This window comes from Ligilactobacillus aviarius (assembly GCF_001654615.1).
GTDB lineage: Bacteria > Bacillota > Bacilli > Lactobacillales > Lactobacillaceae > Ligilactobacillus > Ligilactobacillus aviarius_B.
Window position 1 is genome coordinate 1 of the sequence record NZ_LWUD01000029.1, and the last position, 3,989, is coordinate 3,989.

The window sequence follows — 3,989 nt, forward strand, 5'->3', positions numbered from 1 at the left end:
TTCAACAATATCAGTTTTAGCACCAAAGGTGGAGTTACAATGGTAACACCGATAACGTTGTTTAGCCAGTTTGAGAATATAACGATCACCATTAAAACTACTTAAGCGGATCTTTGTTTGACGTGTTCCATTTTTAATTACATCGGGGAATCCGCAATTTTCACAACGTTCAATGTCGTAGGAAAGTTTGGCTTCAATAATATGACATTGAACCCCATTAATAGTCTGATGAGAAATATCATTAATTTTGATATTCTTATCTTCAATTCCGACCAATTTTAAGATAGAATTACTTATGGACATTTCCTAACACCTCTTTCAATAGAGTTTGGTCGCTTTAATTGTATTATAGAAGGACAGGAATGTCCTTTTTATTTTACCTAAAAGTCAAAAAAATAGTATTGATGATATTTTCACCAATACTAAATGTTATAGACCCTTTTTTGTTAGAGAGGTTGTGACATAAGTCGCAACCACTTTGCTATACACGCATAATCGGGTTCAAAAACAAACGAACTACGATGCGAAGCTAGGGAAGTTCGAAAACCTCCGAATCTATGCTCGCAATTCGTTCGTTTTTCTGCTTCTACCACGCTCGTTTTTAACGTTTTGTCACACCTCCTATTTTTTTAAATCAAATTAAGAAAAGGACTAGTTGAATGAACTTGAAAAATGTAGTTAAACTGAATAAAGAAGAATATTAGAAGATCGAAGAGGAAATTTGAAAATTGAAGAGGTTAAAAATATTATTAGTGGTGCTTTTAAGCTTGGTACTTTTTTCTGAAAATATTTTTGCGGTAACTAACGGTCAATTAACTCAAAAAGAAGATCAAATCAATTATACAAAAATTAGTGAGCGGAACGGAATATTGCTAGATGTTGCAAGGTGTCAATTAAATAAACAACAAATTAATCAAATTATTGATCAAATTAATCCCCAAAAGTTTAGTTACATTGTTTTACATTTAAATGATGATCAACATGTTTCATTTCGTTCAAAAATAATTGGAAACCAGAATGATCCGAAAGCATTAAGTGTTAATGATTTAAAAGAGCTTACGGCAAATGCTCAGCGGCATCACCTAATGCTTGTTCCAGATTTTGATACTCCCGGGCATTGTAAGGCATTGATTAAGTTATTAAAGGTGCATCATCCTAAATTGGCGCAACAAATTATGTTGAATGACAATACTTTAAACTATTTAAGTCATAAAACAGAAAAATTTGTTCAGAAAATCAATGAAGAAATTAATACTGCATGTCACAAACAACAATACCCATATATATTGCTTGGTGGCGATGAGATTGCTGCTAGTGGAAACCATAATCGGGCGTTAATGAAGTATTTTAATGAACTGAATACCTTTGAAAATCATCATGGATACCGCTCAATTATCTGGAATGACTCGATTATGAAAAATGCTGATTTGAGTAACAAAATTACAGTTGCATATTGGGCGCAAGCTGGCGCAAATTCCGCAAAACAAGACTTGCAGACGGCCTTTAATGAACGGGCAACAGTTGTTGATTTAATTAACCACCCATTGATTAATGCGAATGCGGAATATAATTATTTCGATTTGGAAAATTTAAATAACTCTTCAAAAATCGAATACTTTGTAAATCAATTCAATCAAAATAATGTTAAAAATTTCGATTTAATTGATTCACAATCTTGGGAAAATAATGCAAAGAGTAATCAAAATGAAGTCGCAACTGATGGTCAATTAGTTTGTTTATGGGGTGAAAATCAACATTTTGATTTTAAGCGGTTACTTTATTTAATAAAAAAATTAAATTAGAGTTTATCAAAAATAATATTTTTAAATACAAATAGATTTAAATAATACTTAAGAAAAACACTTGTGAAGCGAATGGTCGTTTTTACATGCCGTTTAATTATTGATTGAAATCGGAATTTATTATTCGAATTATTGAGGGATGTTTTAGATTATTTCTGATAAAAATTCACACTGATTAGAAAATAAATGTTGACATACATATATATATATATATAATTAATGTCGGCATGTGGCATGAAGAAATTTCGGCTTGACATGTGAGTGGGTTAAGCCATGATACTGCAAAACTTCTTCATAGTCTTAAAAGATCAATGACTTGACTTTTAGGGTAATCAAAAGTTTCTTCTTGCTGGATGTCAATAAAAAGAAAGAGGTAAGTGTAAAATTGGATAAAGCAAAAGCAAAGCTTCTACGGCTTATTACAGTAGTTGCTTCGATTTTGCTTGCAATTACTCCAGCGTTAAACTGGAGTAATTGTGGTAGAGTCGAAGCTGCCGATGTGACGAATTCAATGGTTGATTCAGTTACAACGAATATTGGAACTGCTAAACCAGGTCAAAAAGTTACATTTCACGTTCACTTCAGTGGAAAGAAAGATTATCCTGTTAAAGCAGGAGATACAATCACAATTAACTTCCCTCAAGCTACTCAAAACGGTGCAGGTATTCAAGGGATTCCACACTCACAACCATTAATTTATAATAACCCTGATAACCCTAATGATCCTGATAATGGTAAGGATATGGGTACCGTTGAGGTAACTAAGACGGGAGTAACAATTACATTCAATAAAACTGCCGCTGGATTAAAGACGATTGACGGAGGAGATTTCCAATTCACAGGAATCATTTCCGTTGAAAAAGGAACAAATCCAACGCAAACCAATCCATGGCCGCAAGGCGGAAGTTTACCGACGCCAACGGTTTCTGTCGGTCAAACGGTTCCTTCAGGAGATACTTCAGGTATTCAACAAGGTGGAACACCAAATATTGTTATGCCAACAGGTCAAGTTTCTAAATCAGGTGCAATTGATACTAAGACAGGTAACATTAATTGGCAAGTTCATGGTGTATTAGGTAAACCAGGAACGACAACAATTTCCGACGTTGCAAAAGATGGCCAAACATTTTTGCCAGATACATTCCATATTAAGTTCTTTGGTGAATTACCAAATGGACAATGGGAAAACATTACGATTGTCCGCGATATGAGTGGTGCAACTGGAATTTCAAGTAATGACTTGAAAAATAGTGGTTTAGGTTCATACACAACAAGTTCAAATGGATTTACATTACAAATTAATGATGCCAATGTTGCAACCGCATTAAGTGATAACAACACGATTACTACTAATGGGGCATCAGGTGGAATTTCATTTGGACCAAATGCCACATACAAGACCATTGCATATACAATTACTTATCAAACAAAGTTATCTTCTGATGAAGTTACAACTCAATGGGATAACGAAGCTAACCAGACCAACCCTGATGGATCAAAGACTAATACAGCACAAGGAATAGTTGCCAATACGTGGAGTAATGATATTTGGGGTACTCAACCAAAAGATGGTGTTGTTTTTGATAAGCAAAACTCAGATGGGGTAGCTCTTCCAGGAGCAACTTTTGAATTAACAGGTAATGGTCAAGATCAAACGGTAACCTCAAGTGCAACCGGAATGGTTAAATTCACTAACTTAACAAATGGTGAAACATACACTGTTAAAGAAATTAAGGCACCAAAAGGATACAAGGTAAACAATGATACAATCACAGTAAAGATTGTTAATGATAAGCCTGTAATCACTATTAACGGTAGTGAAACAAAAGATAATATTATTGTGGATAAGCCAATTGCAAGTTCAAGCTCATCAATGAGTAGTTCAAGCAAGAAGGTTTCAAGCAGCAAGAAGTCATCAAGCTTAAAGAGTTCAAGTAAGAAGATTGCTTCAAGCAGCAAGAAGAGCTCAAGTTCAATCAAGAGTTCAAGTAAGAAAGTTGCTTCAAGCAGCAAGAAGTCATCAAGCTTAAAGAGCTCAAGCAAGAAGATTGCTTCAAGCAGTAAGAAGTCATCAAGCTTAAAGAGCTCAAGCAAGAAAGTTGCTTCAAGCAGCAAGAAATCATCAAGCTTAAAGAGTTCAAGTAAGAAAGTTGCTTCAAGCAGCAAGAAGTCATCAAGCTTAAAGAA

General features: G+C 34.3%; 3 protein-coding genes. 2 read left to right on the forward strand and 1 reads right to left on the reverse strand.

Features of this window, described 5'->3' with window-relative positions; translation table 11 throughout:
* A partial coding sequence (locus tag A3O17_RS05260) for a transposase family protein (protein WP_191979380.1) occupies window positions 1-303 on the reverse strand: 303 nt, incomplete at its 3' end.
* A 464-nt stretch (window positions 304-767) separates the two neighbouring features.
* Between A3O17_RS05260 and A3O17_RS05265 the strand changes: the two genes are divergently transcribed.
* The gene (locus tag A3O17_RS05265) at window positions 768-1,802 is read left to right on the forward strand and encodes a family 20 glycosylhydrolase (RefSeq protein WP_191979121.1); all 1,035 of its coding nucleotides are present in this window, start codon (window positions 768-770) and stop codon (window positions 1,800-1,802) included.
* 385 nt (window positions 1,803-2,187) lie between these two features.
* A partial coding sequence (locus tag A3O17_RS05270) for a prealbumin-like fold domain-containing protein (RefSeq protein WP_064572384.1) occupies window positions 2,188-3,989 on the forward strand: 1,802 nt, incomplete at its 3' end.